Below are 18,364 nucleotides of genomic sequence, written 5' to 3'. Positions count from 1 at the left end.
TGGGCGTGGGGCCTTGTTCCGTTAAGATAGTCGGCTTTTTCACGGCGGGAGTCAGGCAGCATGGCGCAGCAGTATCAACCGGGGCAACGCTGGATTAGTGACAGCGAAGCAGAGCTGGGGTTAGGCACCGTTCTGGCACAGGACGGCCGCTTGTTGACCGTGCTCTATCCGGCCACTGGCGACACTCGCCAGTATGCGCTACGGAACGCGCCCCTCACCCGCGTGAGGTTTTCGCCGGGCGACAGCATCACCCATTTCGAAGGCTGGAAAATGACCGTACAGGAAGTCGACGACGTCGACGGCCTGCTGGTCTACCACGGCCTCAACGGGCAGAACGAGCAGGTCACCCTGCCGGAAACCCAACTGTCCAACTTCATCCAGTTCCGCCTTGCCAGCGACCGCCTGTTCGCCGGGCAGATCGACCCGCTGGCCTGGTTCTCGCTGCGCTACCACACCCTGGAACACACCAGCCGCCAACTGCAGTCCTCGCTGTGGGGCCTGGGCGGCGTGCGTGCGCAACCGATCGCGCACCAACTGCACATCGCCCGCGAAGTCGCTGACCGTATCGCGCCGCGGGTATTGCTGGCCGACGAAGTGGGCCTGGGCAAGACCATCGAAGCGGGCCTGGTGATCCATCGCCAGTTGCTCTCGGGCCGCGCCAGCCGCGTGTTGATCCTGGTCCCGGAAAACCTGCAGCACCAGTGGCTGGTGGAAATGCGCCGCCGCTTCAACCTGCAGGTTGCGCTGTTTGACGAAGAACGCTTTATCGAAAGCGATGCCACCAACCCGTTCGAAGACACGCAGCTGGCGCTGGTCGCCCTGGAATGGCTGGTGGACGACGAGAAGGCCCAGGACGCACTGTTCGCGGCCGGTTGGGACCTGCTGGTGGTCGACGAAGCCCACCATCTGGTGTGGCATGAAGACAAGGCCAGCGCCGAATATTCGCTGGTCGAACAACTCGCCGAAGTGATTCCCGGCGTGCTGCTGCTCACCGCCACCCCGGAACAACTCGGCCAGGACAGCCACTTCGCGCGCCTGCGCCTGCTCGATCCGAACCGTTTCCACGACCTGCACGCCTTCCGCGCCGAGAGCGAGAACTACCGCCCGGTGGCCGAAGCCGTTCAGGAGCTGCTCGACAAGGGCCGCTTGTCGCCTGCCGCGCACAAGACCATCCAGGGTTTCCTTGGTAACGAAGGCGAAGCCTTGCTGACCGCCGTCAACGATGGCGACACCGAAGCCAGCGCGCGCCTGGTGCGTGAGCTGCTCGACCGCCACGGCACCGGCCGCGTGCTGTTTCGCAACACCCGCGCCGCCGTGCAAGGCTTCCCGGAGCGCAAGCTGCACGCCTACCCGCTGCCGAACCCGGACGAATACATGGAGTTGCCGCTGGGCGAACACGCCGAGCTGTACCCCGAAGTCAGCTTCCAGGCGCAACCGGACATCGAGGAAGAGCACCGCTGGTGGCGCTTTGACCCGCGTGTCGAGTGGCTGATCGACCAGCTGAAAATGCTCAAGCGCACCAAGGTCCTGGTGATCTGCGCCCACGCCGAAACCGCCATGGACCTGGAAGACGCCCTGCGCGTACGTTCCGGCATCCCGGCCACGGTGTTCCACGAAGGCATGAACATCCTCGAACGCGACCGCGCCGCAGCGTACTTCGCCGATGAAGAGTTTGGCGCCCAGGTGCTGATCTGCTCGGAAATCGGCAGTGAAGGTCGCAACTTCCAGTTCTCCCACCACCTGGTGCTGTTCGACCTGCCGTCCCACCCCGACCTGCTGGAACAGCGCATCGGCCGTCTGGACCGGATCGGCCAGAAACACGTGATCGAATTGCACGTTCCGTACCTGGAAACCAGCCCTCAAGAGCGTCTGTTCCAGTGGTACCACGAAGCCCTGAACGCGTTCCTCAATACCTGCCCGACCGGCAACGCCCTGCAGCATCAGTTCGGCCCGCGCCTGCTGCCGCTGCTGGAAAACGCCGACGACGGCGAGTGGCAAGCGCTGATCGACGAGGCCCGTGCCGAGCGTGAGCGTCTGGAACAGGAACTGCACACCGGCCGCGACCGCTTGCTGGAACTCAACTCCGGCGGCGCCGGTGAAGGCGATGCGCTGGTCGAGGACATCCTCGAGCAGGACGACCAGTTCGCCCTGCCGATCTACATGGAAACCCTGTTCGACGCCTTCGGCATCGACAGCGAGGACCATTCGGAAAACGCGCTGATCCTCAAACCCAGCGAAAAGATGCTCGACGCCAGCTTCCCCCTGGGCGACGACGAAGGCGTGACCATCACCTACGATCGCAACCAGGCGCTGTCGCGTGAAGACATGCAGTTCATCACCTGGGAACACCCGATGGTGCAAGGCGGCATGGACCTGGTGCTGTCCGGTTCCATGGGCAACACCGCCGTGGCGCTGATCAAGAACAAGGCGCTCAAGCCGGGCACCGTCTTGCTGGAACTGCTGTATGTCAGCGAAGTGGTTGCCCCACGCTCGCTGCAACTGGGTCGCTACCTGCCACCGGCGGCGCTGCGCTGCCTGCTGGATGCCAACGGCAATGACCTGTCCGGCCGCGTGTCGTTCGTGACCTTGAACGACCAGTTGGAAAGCGTGCCGCGTGCCAGCGCCAACAAGTTCGTGCAGGCTCAGCGCGACCAATTGACGCCGCGCATCAACGCCGGCGAAGAGAAGATCGCCCCGCGTCACGCCGAGCGCGTGGCCGAGGCCAAGCGTCGCCTGGCGGCCGACACCGACGAAGAGCTGGCGCGTTTGACCGCCCTGCAAGCGGTCAACCCGACCGTACGCGACAGCGAGTTGGTGGCCCTGCGCAACCAGCGCGAGCAAGGCCTGGCCATGCTCGACAAGGCCGCGTTGCGACTGGAAGCGATTCGAGTGCTGGTGGCGGGTTGATCACTGCCTGCTGAAAAAGAGAGGCCCGCACACAATGCGTAATGCCGTTCAGTTAAGGCTTTTTGTAGGAGCGAGGGGGGCGCCTAGCTCTTGCTCGCGAAAAACCACAGGCGCCGCGTTCAATCAGGAAACACGCGTTATCGTTGACGTTTTTCGCGAGCAAGCTCGCTCCTACAGAGGGCGATGTACGCTTAACTGAACAGCATTACGCACACAATGCGGGCTTTTTTATAAGCCTTCAGGGCCTCATCGGGGCATCTACACAACTTTGTAGGCCATAGAAGCCTGCAGTAACCACGATGCGAAGCGAGCCGCTCTTGCTCTTGATCTGGCTTTTGATCTTGATCTTAGGCGCCCCGTTAAACCACGCTGGCCGAACGCAGGCTTGAATCCGTGGGCAACCCGGCAGGACGCAGGGTTAGCCGCCCCGCGCCATGGATGGCGCGTGGCGGCGGCCCAAGGATTCAAGCCGGAGAGAGGGCACACCGAGCCTAGGCGAGGTGCCGAGTGGTGGGGCAAGAGCCCTTTGGTTACTTTGGGGCTTTTCCAAAGTGACCCGCCGTCAGGGCGGAACCCTAAGTGGCCGTGACCGCAGAAACGGATATGTACTCGATCTGATCCAAAATACTGGCCAGCCAAGAGGCCGCCATCGGGGGCAAGCCCCCTCCCACACTTGACTGCGTTCACAAATCAAAATGTGTGGAGCCCCGATAGACTCACCTCGGTCTCAAGCTGTCGCCGCCGCAGCCGGCACCTCCACCGCACTCAACCCCTCCTTCATCCGCCTGGCATCACGCACAAAACTGCGCGAAGCCTGAAACAAAAACAGCATAGTCAGAAACAACGCCACCGGGATCAAGTACATGGCGTCATGCAACCCCACCGCCTTATAAGCCTCGGTCATCTGCTCGGCCCCCGCCGCGTACATTGCCGCATGCGCAAAATGATCAGACAGTCCGCCCACCACAATCGGCCCCATCCCCCCACCCAGTAGATACAAACCGGCAAAGAACAACGCCATCGCCGTGGCTCGCAGCCGCGGTTCAACCACGTCCTGGATCGCCGTGTAGACGCAGGTATAGAAGTTGTACGCAAACAACCAACCCACGCTGAACAGCAAGACGAACACGCCGATCTCGATACGCCCGGCATGCAAGGCCCAGGCGGTGGTAGCCGTGGAGATGATCAGGCTGCACGCGGCGAACAGCAGCCGGCCATTGGCGACCCGCTGGTGGATCTTGTCGGCAATCCAGCCACCCAGGGTCAGGCCCACCAGACCGGTCAGGCCGACGATCACACCGGTGGCCACCGCGGCCTCCTGCAAAGGCATCAGGAAGTAGCGTTGCAGCATCGGCACCAGGAATGAGTTGCACGCGTAGGTGGCAAAGTTGAAGCACAACCCGGCCAGCACCAGCCACAGGAAAGTCGGCACCGCCAGCACACGGCGGATCGGACGGTCGACGCGTTCCTGGGACACTTGCACCGATTCCGCCGCGCCGCGTTTGGGCTCCTTGATGTAGAACATGAACACCGCGAGGATCAGCCCCGGCACCGCGGCAATAAAGAACGGCGCACGCCAGCTGTCGAACGCCTTGACCATCGCGCCGATGGTGAAGAATGCCAGCAACAAGCCCAACGGCAGGCCGAGCATGAAGATCCCCATGGCGCGCGCCCGGCGATGGGCGGGGAACAGATCGCCGATCAATGAATTGGCGGCGGGGGCATAGCTGGCTTCCCCGATACCGATGCCCATGCGCACCAGCAGGAAGCTCCAGAAACTGCCAACCAGGCCATTGATCGCCGTCAGCCCGCTCCAGGCAAACAGGCCCCAGCCCATCAGTTTGCTGCGCGAACCCGTATCGGCCAGGCGCCCCAGCGGTAGCCCGGCGATGGCATAGACGATGGTGAAAGAGGTACCGATGATGCCGAGCTGAAAGTCGCTCAGATGCCATTCCATGCGGATCGGCTCGATGATGATCGCGGGAATGGTGCGGTCGAAGAAGTTGAACAGGTTGGCGAGAAACAGCAGGAACAGAATGCGCCAGGCATTCGCCGCTTGGGTCGAGTTCTGCATGGGTCCGTCTCTTTATTGTTATGAGAGCTGCGATGCCCACTGCATCCTGCTCAGTAGCTGCAACATAGTCAGGCTGGCGGCGCTTGTCTGTAATGATTCGTAAAGCTGATAGGGCGTGATATCCCCGAAATTACGGGACTTTCCCTACGAAAATATATCTATGCGCCCCCCTTCCCAACGGCCACGGCCCAGATAGAATGGCGAGCCTTCCCGCAGTTCCCCTTCCCTACTCTTAATCGATGACGCCCATGTCCGAAGCCAGTCCGTGTCTGAATTGCGGTGCCTGCTGTTCACACTTTCGCGTGTCTTTCTTCTGGGGCGAATGCGCCTCATCGGGCGGTACGGTGCCCGACGACCTGGTGGTGCAGATCAACCCCACGCGCGTGGCAATGATCGGCACCGACCAGAAGCCCGCACGCTGCTGCAGCCTCGAGGGAGAGGTAGGTAAAGGCACGCGTTGTTCGATTTATGAACAGCGCTCAAGCCCCTGTCGCGAGTTCGACGCCTCGTGGAGCCAGGGCGTGCAAAACGTCGACTGCGATACCGCCCGCGCCGCCTTCGGCCTGGCGCCCCTCGAAGAACGACCTTTCCCCATCAGCGCTTAGTATCAGACGCTATGGGCGACATGCAAAAAGAGTTGAATCAAAGTGCCATTATTCATGGCAAATCCCGCGAGGCTTCTATACTCGATGTCATAGGTCATCGCCTCTGGCTGTGACGCGACGCTATGACGGGACATGCTATGGAATGGCTGGGGCTGCATTTTTTCACCGACCTTCCAGACAACGGGCACTTATTACTCAATTGCAGTCATAACCCCTTTCTGGTGCTACTGGCGTACCTGGTCGCCTGCGCGGCGGGCTTCGGCACGCTGGATATGGCCGAACGCGTGGGCCACGCGGAAGACCCCAAAGCCCGCCGCAACTGGCGTTGGTTGGGCGCAGGCTGCCTGGCGGGTGGAATCTGGTCGACCCACTTCATCAGCATGCTGGCCTTCCAGGCGCCCATTGCCATTCATTACGAACTGATCATGACCTTCGCCTCGCTGGTCATCGCGCTGATCGCTTCGCTGTTCGCCATGCAAACCCTCAGTCATGCACGCCTGCGATTTCACCAGTACCTGCTGGCCTCGGTGTGGATGGGTGTGGGTATCGCGCTGATGCACTACGTCGGCATGTCGGCCATGCGCTCCCAGGCCCAGGTGTACTTCGACTCCGAGCTGTTCATGGCATCGGTGGCAATTGCAATCGGCGCGAGCCTGGCGGCATTATTGCTGTCGAGCTACCTGCGCAACGGTGCCGGCGTATTTCATCAATTGCTCAAATACGCCGCCAGCCTATTGCTCGGCGCGGGCATTCTGAGCATGCACTTCACCGGCATGGCAGCCATGCAAATGCTGGTACCCAACGGCGTGAACATGGAATTGCCGGTGGATAACAACCCCATGCAGTTGGGCCTGTCGGTGGCGGTGATTACCTTACTGGTCATCGGCAGCAGCATCAGCGCCGCCCTGGCGGACAAAAAACTGCAGCACAAGGAACGCGATCTGCGCCGGGTCAACGCGCTGCTCAGCGAACTGGACCAGGCCCGCGCCTCGTTGCAGCAGGTCGCCCATTACGACGCGCTGACCAGCTTGCTCAACCGGCGGGGCTTCAATCAGATCTTTGCGGAAAAGGTTGCTGAAAAAACTGCATCCAACGGCATGCTGGCGGTGATCTTTCTCGACATCGACCATTTCAAACGCATCAACGACAGCCTTGGGCATGACGCCGGCGACCAATTGCTCACCGTACTGGCCAGCCATATCAAGAGCTCGGTGCGCAGCCATGCCGACGTGGTCGCGCGTTTTGGCGGCGATGAGTTCTGCATTTTGATCAATATCCATCATCGCGACGAAGCGCGGCACATGGCCCAGCGCATCATGCAAAAAATGAAAGAACCCATCGAGTTGGCAGGCCGGCGCATGGTCATGACCACCAGCATCGGAATCAGCCTGTTTCCCGACGACGGCCAGACCTGTGAAGAACTGCTCAAAACCGCCGACCTGGCGCTTTACCAGTCCAAGGACGCCGGGCGCAACAGCCTGCACTTCTTCAGTTCCAACCTCAAAACCCGCGCCTTCCTGGAGCTGCAACTGGAAGAAGAACTGCGCGCCGCCCTGCGCACGCGTAACGAGCTGGTGCTGTTCTATCAGCCGATCTTCGACATGAAGCTCGGCAAGGTCACGCGCCTGGAGGCCCTGGTGCGCTGGCAGCATCCGCAACACGGCCTGCTGGCGCCGGACCGGTTTATCGGGATTGCCGAGAGCAACGGGCTGATTGCCGAACTGGACCACTGGGTATTGCGCCAGGCCTGTCACGATCTGAGCCTGCTGTCTGATCGCGGCTATACCGAACTGACCATGTCCGTGAACTGCTCGGCCCTGAACCTGGCCCGTGATGAACTGGCTGACGAAATCGAAGCCGCCCTGCGCTTTGCCAGCATTGCCGCCAATCGCCTGGAGCTGGAAGTCACCGAAAACGCGTTGATGGGCAATATCAGCAGCACTCTGGCCTTGTTGCGGCAGATCCGTGCGCTGGGTGTCTCCCTGGCCATCGATGACTTCGGCACTGGCTATTCATCGCTGGCCTATCTCAAGCGGCTGCCGCTCACCACCTTGAAGATCGACCGCTCGTTTATCCAGGACATTCCCAAATCCACCGCAGACAGTGAAATCGTGCAGGCGATTATCGGCATGGCTCATACCCTGCACTTGCAGGTGGTCACAGAAGGCGTGGAAACCCAGGCGCAATTCGAGCTGTTGCTCAAACACGGCTGCGACTATATCCAGGGCTACCTGTTCAGCCCGGCGGTGCCCTTCAACAACATCATCGGTGTGATGGAGGGGATTGGGCTACGCAACCCGCTCTCCTCCTTCTGCGTAGACGGCAGCAGGGAATTCCCATCGACAAAAGCCCCCACCCTGGGACGTATCAAACCCGCCCCTATCGTTCGTCCCATCCGCTGACCTTGCTCCTTGACCACACGATCAGCGTGCTCACTTAGGAGGGACTGGCGCTGATCCTGATAATAAACAGATTGGGGAGCTGGGTGCCGTGGCGGTTATGCAGAATGCCTCCGATCAGGTTTATCAGCCTGTTCTCTCCAAGCGCCACACGCACCCGTGCAGCGTTTTGAGGAAAGGCGTTTTCCCTGACAGCAAATCTCCCCGGCCGCCCCGTGCGGCCGAAACTGCGCACAGGTACACGAAGGAAATCAACATCTGTGACGAACGGTTCATGGATGTCAACCGGGTGTACGCAATAAAGTCCACCGTCCTGTACACGCCTGAATAAGAGTGCAGTTCCATATGTCGATGTCTCCAGTAATTCAGCACCCACGACCCTGGCCATTATCTCAGCCATCAACCCTCGCAGCGTGACCGGCCCTGGACGGGTGACAGCATGAATGAAGTGAGGGTCAAAACTGGCAGGCTCAAAATTCACACGCCGCCAGACAGGTGGTAGAGCGCCCTCATGAGCTCGGCCGATATGAATTTTCGGGTTCGCTCCTCCTGTGTGAACGGACAAATAAATAAGCGACAAAGGATCTTTCATACTTGTCTGCCCCGTGCGCCAGATACGCAGCAGGTCCACATATTCGAAGCTCTTGTGGTATTTGTTGAATATCTCCCGGGCAATTTGTCGGTGGGTCGACGTGCTCATTTCCGGGAACGCGTCCTGAACGTAAGCAGTGATCGGTTTTTCAAAAGGTCGTCGATCAATGACACGCCACGTGGAAGTACCGCGGTCATAGAGTGCGACCATCGGCTGTTCAGACGGGTTGTTTCGCAACATCAGTTCGAAACTATCAAAGTCGTTATAGGAAACGTTGGGATTTCGAATAGCCACACTCGTGTCGTACCATGTCACATCAGCGGTTGTACGATAGTAACGATCCGCTACTTTAATGAACGTACCTTCGGTCTGGGACCAGCCCGAATCCCGACTGTATACTGGCGTGTGCTTGTAGACGCTGAACGTTTCCGGTACGGCTTGCAGCGATGCACCCTCAAGGCTATCACCCCATGATCGCCACTGATTTGTCACGATCACACTCGGCCGTGCCGGCGGCAGGGTCACTGCAACCCCACTCACGCTTTGGTCGATCCCCTGCAGCCGCAGCCTTGCCTGATCCAGCGTCGTCGCCGAATTCAGGTACTGACGAAATTCACCGGGAATATCCCGCAGACCTATCGCTTGTAGTTCCAGCGGACCACTTCCCAATCGCCTGACGAGGCTAAGCTCCATAGCCCTTTCACGGCCAGCGGGGAAATCGAATGAGTCCAACACCCTGGCAGCCTGTTGCGCATCCAGGTCGGGGTAGAGCCTGGTCAGGTCATCTCGCGCCATGCGTGAGTGATAGCCGCCTCTCAAACCATACTCTGGCGAGCGTATGACCCACTCATTCAAAGTGTTCTGAGCAAGGGGCGGCAGGTGATACTGATATTCTGCCGTTTGACGAGGCTTTTGCAGGCGCCAGATGCCGGTTCCCGAGGTTTTGTCATAGGTGACCTTGTACCAGCGGTCTTTCTCCTTGAGAAAATGCTGCCCTGGCGTCGAGCCTTTTCCCGGGCGAGTGTAGATCCCTTTGCTTTCCCATCCGGACAGAGGCGTCACACCTTTCGGCGCGGCCTTGAGGGCCATGTTGTGGGGCAATTGAGGGCGAGCAGGCGGGGTGAGATGTATCGGAGCAAAACCCACGGCGCCGTCTACCAACGCTCCAACCGCATACGTGAAAGCCCTCACAAACTGATGGGTCGCCCCGACAGAGTCATCATTTTGCAAAGCATCCAGGGCCGCACTCAACGACATTGCGCTGCGCACCAGGCCGATGACAAAGGTGATTTTGGTGGGAAAAACCGCCAGTGCCAATTCCACCATCCCTTCAACAACGGTCCAGACGCTACGCACATTTGCCTCATGGGTACTGGTGGTTTTTCGATCCGCATGGGCAATGGCGGCGCGAGCCTCGACGTCGTAGTACCACTCGAGAAAATTCAAACTGATGGGCGATAACGAGACCTCGCTGCGAAAAACCCCTCTTCTGAGCGTGCTGCGCAGCCTAGGTAGCGCATCGCCGTCCATCCTTTCAAACAGGTAGTCACGCCATGCCTCGTCATTGATAAATTGCTCAAGCAGTTGCGTCATGCCGGTGAATTCACGAAATGCCCGTCCGTCTTTCGCTCGCGGGGTGTAAAGCACCACGGTATAGACCTTTGGTTTTTTCGAGATGAAAGCCAACACCCCCCTCACGAGGATGTCACGTACATAGAGCGCGGCGACCACGACTTTATAACCCTCGACTTTTGCCCGCTGACCGTTGTCGGTGGGTTGATCGAGCACGCTTTTAACCAACAGATAACTAAGGTCCTGCGGGTGCGCTAAATAATCCTTGGCGATCTTGGCTTCAATGGCATCAACCCTGAGCTGTTTGTGCATCACATTGACAAAATCCTGCTTGAGCCTGCGAGCCTCGCTGGAGGTCAGCAAACGCGTGTTCAGAAACTCAATATAGGAGCCGCCGATATCCACGTCGCGCACCAGGTCCTTGACTTGCTGCGTGGTCAACTCCGTATAGGGCTCGCCGTAGAGGCTTAAGCGGGACTTGGCTACGAACACCTCGTCGAGGTAATCGACATTGACCAGCGCCAACTCTGCCAGGCTTTTTGTTTCAATGGCATAGTGGGACTGGCCGGTTTGCGGATTAGGCCTGGCACCGGGAAAATAGATGCCCGGTGCAGGGTTTGGCCGACGAATAGTGACCTTGATATCGGAAGGGTCCGTGTTGATGCCATATTGGTCCTCCAGCGCCTTCGCCAGTTGTTCATTGCTGTAGGCCAATAACGCTTTGTGGTCACCGAACTGTAAAACCGAGGGCGCGCCCTCCCCTGTATCGGTACGTTGCAGCTCACTCAAGTAGTCGCGCACGGCCGTCGCCCAAGCCTGTTTGTCCGCTTCTGCTGCTGTGCTTAAAAATTGATCGAGTTCAGCCTTGGAGCGCTTTGTTTCCCGAGCGAGCAGCACATCACTTACGCCAAAAAGCCGCTGCATGTCCGTGGCCAGATTCAAGCTGGCCGGCAATTGGCTAAAGTCTTCGTCTACACCCCGTTGCTGATAACGGCTGACCTCGAATGCCAAGTCTTCAATCAACTTTTCGTATTGCGACGCTACACTGGTGCTGAAGACCGATTCGAAAATCTCCTCATAGGCAAAACATCCTGTGGCGGGCACCCTGTCACGCAAGGTTGTAGCAGGTTCACAATCTTTGTTTGCCAGCAGTGTGAACAGGCTATCGAACTCGTAGTCGGTGTTTAAACGACGATGCAGTTCCTGATCCAGAAGCGCCAATGAAGGGAATGCCTCCAGCCCCCGATTGGGTGTGAACAACACCACGATGCCCACGCTGGCACTGGGCTCGACACGGCGAGCGACAGGGGCCGCAGGTGAAGTGTTGTCAGCTGACGGCGGATCAGAGGGGCCCTGGGAGGTTAGCACCAACGCCCCATGCAATGGCATGTCCGCAGTTGTGCCCTTGAGCACCAGGGAGTAGCCGGCAGGCCGGTTGGGCCTTGTTTGTCGTGCTACAGCATCGGGGTACGCCACAAACGCCTCGACCAGCAGCAAGCCATTAGAGTTCAGCGTTCCGTCCGCCCTGAGCAATGACGCTTCCAGGCTGATTTGCAAACTGCGCGCTAAAATAACGCGTTGCTTGTGCGAGCGCGGGTCTGCTGCGGTATCTGCCTTATTCCAGAACGCATCCAGGCAAGTCTTGTAGGCGGTCTGCAGTGAACCGGCAAGGTCATCCAGAAAAGCGTCAAATGCAACTGGGGTAAGCGACGATGGCAACCCCTGGTCGGCCGCCTCGTCTCGATCAAAGGTAAAGCGCGTACGCCGATTGGCATATGTCGCGGGTTGATCATCGACAATTCGCCTCACCACGGCATCCATCAAGCTGGGGAGTAGCCGGGTCACCTGATCGGCATCCGGCTCGACCGTCGCGTCGCTCGAATCGCTTTCAATGAACACCCGAGAGGCGTCCAAAGGCTTGGCGGTCGAGGGGAATATGGCATTCACTCGCTCGTTTAAAAACGATGAAAACGTCGGCCGCGCACGCAGAACCTGAAGCTTTTTATCGATGCCTTCGAGTTGATTCCGGTAGTGCGCCTTGTAGTCATTATCCTGCGTCGCCCAAAGGCTCGCAGAGGGAGTGGAAGACAAGCGTGAAGCCAGTTGCATGATTGAGCCCTTGCTGAAAAATGAATAGTTCAGGGCTCAAAATACGTCGCTGTCAGTTCGAGTAGGCATCACATACTTACGACGGAGATTCAGTTGTACTCAGTAACAATTAAACTGAGTTGGCAACAGTCATACAACTGTGCCCATGACGTTAACGTCACCCTTACCTGTGACATTTCTCTACGGCAAAGAGCCATCACGCTACTGGCCTACACACTTCGCTTCGCTGCGCTGGCGCACCATTGCGGGGCTCACCTGCTGATCGTCGCCCTTTCCTGGATCAGTATCCACGGCGAAACCACCACCGCCCACAAGCTCGGATCACGCTCAACAAGGTCCAACGCCCGCGTCGCAGACACTTCGCCAAGGCTCCCCGAAGCCAGCCAGGCAGCGACTTTGTCACGGTTGTCTTCGGCCATTCCCTCGGCCGCTTCGATCAAATCCAGGCCGGCGTCGACCCACAATAGGGCACCCTTGGCAAAGAACGGTTCGAGCTCCTTCCAGGTAATTTCAGCGGTTTCACCGAGCAGCTTGGCATAGAGGGTGCTTGGTTCTTGCGTCATGGGAGTTCACCTGAGTAAAAAATCGGCGCAATCATAGCGTCGTGGCTCAGTCAGAAAAACCCAGTAGCAAATGAGGTAGCGATTGAAAGCGTCGGAAAAGCCAGGGAATGCTTGAAAGACTGGTATAACCCCGGCGCAATTCTGTCTTTTTCTTTCATTTAAGCGACACAACCCGGTTTTGCCCCCGACAGCCAGCTTTTCAAGCGATCAACCGGCGCTCTACACTGTACCGGTACAGTTGCCAGGGCAATGCCGGGGGGATATCCGCGATATCTGATCCGGTTCTGCAGCTCACAAGGCCGCTAGAACTATAAAAAATACAACAGTAAGAGTGGAGCACTATGAATAAGGCTACTAAGCAGATTTCCAAACTGTTTGCCGCTATGGTCCTGGCTGGGGTTGCCGGCCATTCGTTCGCAGCCGACACCATCAAGATCGGCATCGCCGGTCCCAAGACCGGTCCCGTAACGCAATACGGCGACATGCAATTCATGGGTGCCAAGCAGGCCATCGCCGACATCAACGCCAAGGGCGGCGTAGACGGCAAAATGCTTGAAGCCAAGGAATACGATGACGCCTGCGATCCGAAACAGGCCGTTGCCGTCGCCAACAAAGTGGTCAATGACGGCGTCAAGTTCGTGGTCGGTCACCTCTGCTCCAGCTCCACTCAGCCCGCGTCGGATATTTATGAAGACGAAGGCGTCATCATGATTACCCCGGCAGCCACCAGCCCGGAAATCACCGCCCGTGGCTACAAGCTGATCTTCCGCACCATCGGCCTGGACAGCGCACAAGGCCCGGCGGCCGGCAACTACATCGCCGACCATGTGAAGCCGAAAATCGTTGCCGTACTGCACGACAAGCAGCAATACGGTGAAGGCATCGCCAGCGCCGTAAAGAAAACCCTTGAAGAAAAAGGCGTCAAAGTTGCCGTCTTCGAAGGCCTGAACGCCGGTGACAAGGACTTCTCCTCGATCATCCAGAAACTCAAGCAAGCCAACGTCGACTTCGTCTACTACGGCGGCTACCACCCGGAGCTGGGCCTGATCCTGCGCCAGGCCAAGGAAAAAGGCCTGAACGCCAAGTTCATGGGCCCAGAAGGCGTCGGCAACGATTCCATCTCGCAAATTGCCCAGGGCGCTTCCGAAGGCCTGCTGGTGACCCTGCCGAAATCCTTCGACACCGATCCTGCCAACAAAGCCATCGTTGAAGAGTTTGCCAAGAACAAGCAGGACCCAACCGGTCCGTTCGTGTTCCCGGCCTACTCGGCCATCGAAGTGATCGCCGGCGGTATCAAGGCCGCGAAAAGCGAAGACACTGCCAAGGTGGCCGAAGCCATCCACGCCGGTACCTTCAAGACCCCTACTGGTGACCTGAGCTTCGATGCCAAGGGCGACCTGAAGGACTTCAAGTTCGTGGTCTACGAATGGCACTTCGGTAAACCAAAAACCGAAGTTTCCCCTCAGTAAGCCAGGCGTTACTGGTCAACAAGCCCACTGTGAGAGCAGTGGGCTTTGTTTTACGAGGTTTATGGGCCTGTCACCCGCGATCCGGGCGCTGGCTCACCTGAAAATCTTAAAACCGTCACCAGCGGTTCGCTGGCAAACGCTTCGTGCAACCTGGTCACAGAACAGGGCACCCAGCCGGAAATGACTCCACCAGTGAAATGCGTATCGGGTTTTTAGGAGCGCTGTAATGCCTGAGATCTATCATTTTTTCCAACAGCTGGTTAATGGCCTGACCATTGGCAGCACCTATGCCTTGATAGCCATTGGCTACACAATGGTTTACGGCATCATTGGAATGATCAACTTCGCCCATGGCGAGGTGTACATGATTGGTTCCTACGTGGCCTTCATCGCCCTTGCCGGGCTGGCCATGATGGGGATCCACTCCCTGCCGCTGTTGATGACCGCTGCGTTCCTGGCGTCGATCATCGTGACCAGTGCCTATGGCTACAGTATCGAGCGGGTTGCCTACCGTCCCCTGCGTGGCAGCAACCGTTTGATCCCGCTGATTTCCGCCATCGGCATGTCGATTTTCCTGCAGAACACCGTACTGCTGTCCCAGGACTCCAAGGACAAGTCCATTCCCAACCTGATTCCGGGGAGCATCTCCTTCGGCCCAGGTGGCGCACAAGAAGTGCTGATCTCCTACATGCAGATCCTGGTCTTCATTGTCACCCTGGTGGCCATGCTCGGCCTCACGCTGTTCATTTCCCGCTCCCGTCTGGGGCGCGCCTGCCGGGCCTGCGCCGAAGACATCAAGATGGCCAACCTGCTGGGCATCAACACCAACAACATCATTGCCCTGACCTTCGTGATCGGCGCCGCACTCGCAGCCGTCGCTGCCGTGTTGCTGAGCATGCAGTACGGCGTGATCAACCCCAACGCCGGCTTCCTGGTAGGCCTCAAGGCCTTTACCGCGGCGGTATTGGGCGGCATCGGCAGCATCCCGGGCGCCATGCTCGGCGGGCTGGTGCTGGGTGTGGCCGAAGCCTTTGGCGCCGATATCTTCGGTGACCAGTACAAGGACGTCGTGGCATTCGGCCTGTTGGTTCTGGTGCTGTTGTTCCGTCCGACCGGCATCCTGGGCCGTCCGGAGGTTGAGAAAGTATGAGCAGATATCTTAAATCGGCGTTTTTCAGCGCCTTGCTGGTATGGGCCGTGGCCTTTCCGGTACTCGGCCTCAAGCTGAGCATTGTCGGGATCAACCTGGAAGTGCATGGCACCGGGCCCGTAACCCTGACCATCATCGCTCTGTGTTCGGTGCTGATGTTCTTGCGCGTGCTGTTCACCCAGCAGGTCGGCGCCCTGTTCAAGGGCAACCGTGCGCCGTTGGTGTCGCCCAAGGTCAGCCAATTCCTGACCCTGCCGCGCACCCAGCGCTACATCATCATCGGCCTGATCATCGCCGCATTGATCTGGCCGTTCTTCGGCTCGCGTGGCGCGGTGGACATCGCCACCCTGATCCTGATCTACGTGTTGCTTGGCCTTGGCCTGAACATCGTGGTGGGTCTGGCAGGGCTGCTCGACCTGGGCTATGTGGGCTTCTATGCGGTGGGTGCCTACACCTACGCGCTGCTCTCGCACTACCTGGGTTGGAGTTTCTGGATCTGCCTGCCATTGGCAGGTATGGCGGCGGCCACTTTCGGCTTCCTGCTGGGCTTTCCGGTGTTGCGCCTGCGCGGTGACTACCTGGCCATCGTGACCCTGGGCTTCGGTGAAATCATCCGCCTGTTCCTGCGTAACCTCACCGATATCACTGGTGGCCCCAATGGCATCAGCAGCATCCCCAAGCCGACGTTCTTCGGGCTGTCATTCGACCGCACCGCAGCCGAAGGCATGCAGACCTTCCACGAGTACTTCGGGATTGCCTACAACCCGGTGAGCAAAGTGGTGTTCCTGTACCTGGTCGCCCTGTTGCTGGCGTTGGCGGCACTGTTCGTGATCAACCGTTTGCTGCGCATGCCCATCGGCCGTGCGTGGGAAGCGTTGCGCGAAGATGAAATCGCCTGTCGCGCCCTGGGTCTGAACCCGACCATTATCAAGCTCTCCGCGTTCACCCTGGGCGCCGCGTTCGCCGGTTTTGCCGGCAGCTTCTTCGCCGCGCGCCAGGGCCTGGTGACCCCGGAGTCGTTCACCTTTATCGAGTCGGCGATCATTCTCGCCATCGTCGTATTGGGTGGCATGGGCTCGCAACTGGGCGTGATCCTGGCGGCGATCGTGATGATTCTGCTGCCGGAAATGATGCGTGAGTTCAGCGAATACCGCATGTTGATGTTCGGCGCCATGATGGTGCTGATGATGATCTGGCGCCCTCAAGGCCTGCTGCCCATGCAACGTCCACACATGGAGCTGCGCAAATGAGCCGCGAGATCCTGAAAGTCGAAAATCTGAGCATGCGCTTCGGCGGCTTGCTGGCGGTCAATGGCGTTGCCCTGACCGTCAAAGAGAAACAGGTTGTGGCGCTGATCGGCCCGAACGGCGCCGGCAAGACCACGGTGTTCAACTGCCTCACCGGTTTCTACAAGCCGAGCGGCGGCAATATCCTGCTGGACGGTCAGCCGATCCAGGGCCTGGCCGGTCACGAGATCGCCCGCAAGGGTGTGGTGCGCACCTTCCAGAACGTGCGTCTGTTCAAGGACATGACGGCGGTCGAGAACCTGCTGATCGCCCAGCACCGTCACCTGAACACCAACTTCTTCGCAGGCCTGTTCAAGACCCCGGCGTTCCGCAAGAGCGAGCGCGAGGCCATGGAGTACGCGGAATACTGGCTGGACAAGGTCAATCTCACCGAGTTCGCCAACCGGCCGGCCGGCACCCTCGCCTACGGCCAGCAACGGCGCCTGGAAATCGCCCGCTGCATGATGACTCGCCCGCGAATCCTGATGCTCGACGAACCGGCGGCCGGCCTGAACCCCAAGGAAACCGAAGACCTCAAGGCACTGATCGGCGTGTTGCGTGAGGAAAACAACGCCACGGTGCTGTTGATCGAACACGACATGAAACTGGTCATGAGCATTTCCGACCATATCGTGGTGATCAACCAGGGCACGCCGCTGGCCGACGGGACGCCGGAGCAGATCCGCGACAATCCCGAAGTGATCAAAGCCTATCTGGGGGAAGCGTAAAATGCTGCAATTCGAAAACGTTTGCACTTTCTACGGCAAGATCCAGGCCCTGCACAGCGTCAACGTGGAAGTGCGCCAGGGAGAGATCGTGACCCTGATCGGCGCCAACGGTGCCGGCAAGTCCACCCTGCTGATGACCCTGTGCGGCTCGCCCCAGGCCCACAGCGGGAGCATCCGCTACATGGGTGAAGAGCTGGTGGGCAAGCACTCCGCCGAAATCATGCGCAAGAGCATTGCGGTGGTACCGGAAGGCCGTCGCGTGTTCTCGCGCCTGACCGTGGAGGAGAACCTGGCCATGGGCGGGTTCTTTACCGACAAGGGCGACTACCAGGAGCAGATGGACAAGGTGCTGCACCTGTTCCCCCGTCTCAAGGAACGCTTCAGCCAGCGCGGCGGCACCATGTCCGGCGGCGAGCAGCAAATGCTCGCCATCGGCCGCGCGTTGATGAGCAAGCCCAAGCTGTTGCTGCTGGACGAGCCATCTTTGGGCCTGGCACCGATCATCATCCAGCAGATCTTCGACATCATCGAACAGCTGCGCAAGGACGGCGTGACGGTGTTCCTGGTGGAACAGAACGCCAACCAGGCCCTGAAAATCGCCGACCGGGCCTATGTGCTGGAGAACGGCCGGGTGGTGATGCAGGGCACTGGCGAGCAGCTGTTGACGGATCCGAAGGTGCGGGAGGCGTACCTCGGCGGCTAAGACCCGGCGCTGGCTCTAAATGTGGGAGGGGGCTTGCTCCCGATGGCGGTGGTTCAGTCAGAACATTTTTGACTGATACACCGCTATCGGGGGCAAGCCCCCTCCCACATTTGTTTTGCGTCATTTGAAGTTTTTTCGACTGGTCTTGTAACGAACCCAATCCCCCTCTCTCTAGTGGTGCAGGCAGGCAATCGAGCCTGTCCTTTC

The 18,364-nt window shown here is 59.0% G+C and carries 11 protein-coding genes; 8 read left to right on the top strand and 3 right to left on the bottom strand.

All coding sequences use genetic code 11. The features are described 5' to 3' along the window. Window positions 1-60 precede the first annotated feature (60 nt). Window positions 61-2,907, top strand: coding sequence for an RNA polymerase-associated protein RapA (gene rapA / locus BOP93_RS06680; RefSeq protein ID WP_065886151.1), 2,847 nt, complete (start codon window positions 61-63; stop codon window positions 2,905-2,907). 727 nt (window positions 2,908-3,634) lie between these two features. On the opposite strand, the gene BOP93_RS06670 is transcribed toward rapA, so the two are convergent. After that, window positions 3,635-4,981, bottom strand: coding sequence for a spinster family MFS transporter (locus tag BOP93_RS06670; RefSeq protein WP_104501991.1), 1,347 nt, complete (start codon window positions 4,979-4,981; stop codon window positions 3,635-3,637). Window positions 4,982-5,229: 248 nt separating this feature from the next. Between BOP93_RS06670 and BOP93_RS06665 the strand changes: the two genes are divergently transcribed. Next, entirely contained in the window at window positions 5,230-5,586 is a 357-nt protein-coding gene (locus BOP93_RS06665) for a YkgJ family cysteine cluster protein (protein WP_104501990.1), read from the top strand. 137 nt (window positions 5,587-5,723) lie between these two features. Further along, entirely contained in the window at window positions 5,724-7,988 is a 2,265-nt protein-coding gene (locus tag BOP93_RS06660; protein ID WP_104501989.1) for a putative bifunctional diguanylate cyclase/phosphodiesterase, read from the top strand. A 34-nt stretch (window positions 7,989-8,022) separates the two neighbouring features. Here the strand turns inward: BOP93_RS06660 and BOP93_RS06655 are convergent, their stop codons facing one another. Further along, on the bottom strand, window positions 8,023-12,258 hold the full coding sequence (locus tag BOP93_RS06655) for a dermonecrotic toxin domain-containing protein (RefSeq protein WP_104501988.1): 4,236 nt from the start codon (window positions 12,256-12,258) through the stop codon (window positions 8,023-8,025). Window positions 12,259-12,509: 251 nt separating this feature from the next. Then, window positions 12,510-12,821, bottom strand: coding sequence for a DUF2288 domain-containing protein (locus tag BOP93_RS06650; RefSeq protein WP_104501987.1), 312 nt, complete (start codon window positions 12,819-12,821; stop codon window positions 12,510-12,512). 341 nt (window positions 12,822-13,162) lie between these two features. Between BOP93_RS06650 and BOP93_RS06645 the strand changes: the two genes are divergently transcribed. The 5 genes from BOP93_RS06645 to BOP93_RS06625 all read left to right on the top strand — a co-directional run bounded on the left by BOP93_RS06645 (window position 13,163) and on the right by BOP93_RS06625 (window position 18,157). Next, complete coding sequence (locus BOP93_RS06645; RefSeq protein ID WP_104501986.1) at window positions 13,163-14,290, top strand: branched-chain amino acid ABC transporter substrate-binding protein; 1,128 nt, start codon at window positions 13,163-13,165, stop codon at window positions 14,288-14,290. 226 nt (window positions 14,291-14,516) lie between these two features. After that, window positions 14,517-15,440, top strand: a complete 924-nt coding sequence (livH, locus tag BOP93_RS06640) for a high-affinity branched-chain amino acid ABC transporter permease LivH (protein WP_104501985.1) — start codon at window positions 14,517-14,519, stop codon at window positions 15,438-15,440. Further along, window positions 15,437-16,690: a high-affinity branched-chain amino acid ABC transporter permease LivM gene (locus BOP93_RS06635; protein ID WP_065893411.1), complete on the top strand. Its 1,254-nt coding sequence runs from the start codon at window positions 15,437-15,439 to the stop codon at window positions 16,688-16,690. Before livH ends, BOP93_RS06635 begins: the two co-directional genes overlap by 4 nt. Then, window positions 16,687-17,454 carry a high-affinity branched-chain amino acid ABC transporter ATP-binding protein LivG gene (gene livG / locus BOP93_RS06630; protein WP_065893410.1) on the top strand — a complete coding sequence of 256 codons (768 nt, stop codon included), beginning with the start codon at window positions 16,687-16,689 and terminating at the stop codon, window positions 17,452-17,454. Before BOP93_RS06635 ends, livG begins: the two co-directional genes overlap by 4 nt. A gap of 1 nt (window position 17,455) precedes the next feature. After that, window positions 17,456-18,157 (top strand): ABC transporter ATP-binding protein, encoded by a 702-nt coding sequence (locus tag BOP93_RS06625; protein ID WP_065886142.1) that lies wholly within the window; start codon window positions 17,456-17,458, stop codon window positions 18,155-18,157. Window positions 18,158-18,364: the final 207 nt, after the last annotated feature.

It is taken from the genome of Pseudomonas orientalis, assembly GCF_002934065.1.
GTDB classification, from domain to species: Bacteria; Pseudomonadota; Gammaproteobacteria; order Pseudomonadales; family Pseudomonadaceae; genus Aquipseudomonas; species Aquipseudomonas orientalis_A.
This window is presented reverse-complemented; position numbering and strand designations above follow the sequence as displayed.

Bases quoted from the DNA above. Each gene is read 5' to 3' on its own strand.
- rapA (WP_065886151.1), top strand. From the start codon at position 61: ATGGCGCAGCAGTATCAACCGGGGCAACGCTGGATTAGTGACAGCGAA.
- BOP93_RS06670 (WP_104501991.1), bottom strand. From the start codon at position 4,981: ATGCAGAACTCGACCCAAGCGGCGAATGCCTGGCGCATTCTGTTCCTG.
- BOP93_RS06665 (WP_104501990.1), top strand. From the start codon at position 5,230: ATGTCCGAAGCCAGTCCGTGTCTGAATTGCGGTGCCTGCTGTTCACAC.
- BOP93_RS06660 (WP_104501989.1), top strand. From the start codon at position 5,724: ATGGAATGGCTGGGGCTGCATTTTTTCACCGACCTTCCAGACAACGGG.
- BOP93_RS06655 (WP_104501988.1), bottom strand. From the start codon at position 12,258: ATGCAACTGGCTTCACGCTTGTCTTCCACTCCCTCTGCGAGCCTTTGG.
- BOP93_RS06650 (WP_104501987.1), bottom strand. From the start codon at position 12,821: ATGACGCAAGAACCAAGCACCCTCTATGCCAAGCTGCTCGGTGAAACC.
- BOP93_RS06645 (WP_104501986.1), top strand. From the start codon at position 13,163: ATGAATAAGGCTACTAAGCAGATTTCCAAACTGTTTGCCGCTATGGTC.
- livH (WP_104501985.1), top strand. From the start codon at position 14,517: ATGCCTGAGATCTATCATTTTTTCCAACAGCTGGTTAATGGCCTGACC.
- BOP93_RS06635 (WP_065893411.1), top strand. From the start codon at position 15,437: ATGAGCAGATATCTTAAATCGGCGTTTTTCAGCGCCTTGCTGGTATGG.
- livG (WP_065893410.1), top strand. From the start codon at position 16,687: ATGAGCCGCGAGATCCTGAAAGTCGAAAATCTGAGCATGCGCTTCGGC.
- BOP93_RS06625 (WP_065886142.1), top strand. From the start codon at position 17,456: ATGCTGCAATTCGAAAACGTTTGCACTTTCTACGGCAAGATCCAGGCC.